This window comes from Mesorhizobium sp. M7D.F.Ca.US.004.03.1.1 (genome assembly GCF_003998635.1).
Taxonomy (GTDB): domain Bacteria; phylum Pseudomonadota; class Alphaproteobacteria; order Rhizobiales; family Rhizobiaceae; genus Mesorhizobium; species Mesorhizobium loti.
In genome coordinates this window covers 1-936 of record NZ_RZQG01001425.1, presented here as the reverse complement: position 1 = coordinate 936, position 936 = coordinate 1, and the positions used below count along the sequence as shown (strand labels likewise).

The 936-nt window shown below is 64.6% G+C and carries 1 protein-coding gene and 1 pseudogene; both read left to right on the top strand.

Features of this window, described 5'->3' with window-relative positions; translation table 11 throughout:
- Window positions 1-165: pseudogene (gene proA / locus EN935_RS42555) on the top strand (gamma-glutamyl-phosphate reductase); the annotation flags it as partial.
- A gap of 27 nt (window positions 166-192) precedes the next feature.
- A complete protein-coding gene (locus EN935_RS37635; protein WP_245468959.1) occupies window positions 193-825 on the top strand; it encodes a nicotinate-nucleotide adenylyltransferase in 633 nt (210 codons plus the stop codon).
- Window positions 826-936 lie beyond the last annotated feature (111 nt).

Here is a 936-nt window from a genome sequence, read left to right as displayed (position 1 = left end):
CTGCTGCACAATGCCTCGACGCAGTTCGCCGATGGCGGCGAATTCGGCATGGGCGCCGAGATCGGCATCGCCACCGGCAAGATGCATGCGCGCGGACCGGTCGGCGTCGAGCAGCTGACCTCGTTCAAATATCGCGTGCGCGGGTCGGGACAGGTGAGGCCTTGAAGCTTTTCGTCGTCAGAGCCTGAGGCAATGCTGGCATCTTCCGAACCGGCGGTACCCTTCCGTTACCTGAAGATGCCGCACGCCGAAAAAGGCCTCGCCGTTGGCTTGTTCGGAGGCTCGTTCAATCCGCCGCATGCCGGCCACGCGCTGGTCGCCGAGATTGCGCTGCGACGCCTGGCGCTTGATCAGCTGTGGTGGATGGTGACGCCGGGCAATCCGCTGAAGAGCACCAGGGAATTGGCGCCGCTCAGCGAACGGCTGCAACTGTCCGAGCAGATCGCCAAGAACCCGAAGATCAAGGTCACCGCCTTCGAGGCCGCCCATCATGTCCGCTACACCGCCGACACGCTGGCGCTGGTCAAGGCGCGCAATCCTGGCGTCGACTTCGTCTGGATCATGGGTGCGGATAGTTTGCGCGATTTCCATCGCTGGCAGCGCTGGCGCGAGATCGTCATGACCTTCCCGATTGCCGTCATCGACCGCCCGGGAGCAACGCTGTCGTTCCTGTCTTCGGTCGTCGCCAAGACCTTCGACTATGCCCGCGTCGACGAGGGCGATGCGCCGCGGCTTGCCCGCATGAAGGCGCCGGCCTGGACCTTCATCCACGGCCCGCGCTCGTCGCTGTCGTCGAGCGCGATCCGCAAGCTGGCGAAGGGGTGAGCCCACTCGCCCGGCCATGTCGCTTTTATCGCTCCCCTTGCCCGTTTCATGGGCAATCCTGAGCAGGCATGTCGATTCCCAGGAAAACCCGCAGCGAAGCCGAGCAGGGCG

Excerpts from the sequence above, each read along its gene's own strand:
- EN935_RS37635 (WP_245468959.1), top strand. The coding sequence starts at position 193 with ATGCTGGCATCTTCCGAACCGGCGGTACCCTTCCGTTACCTGAAGATG.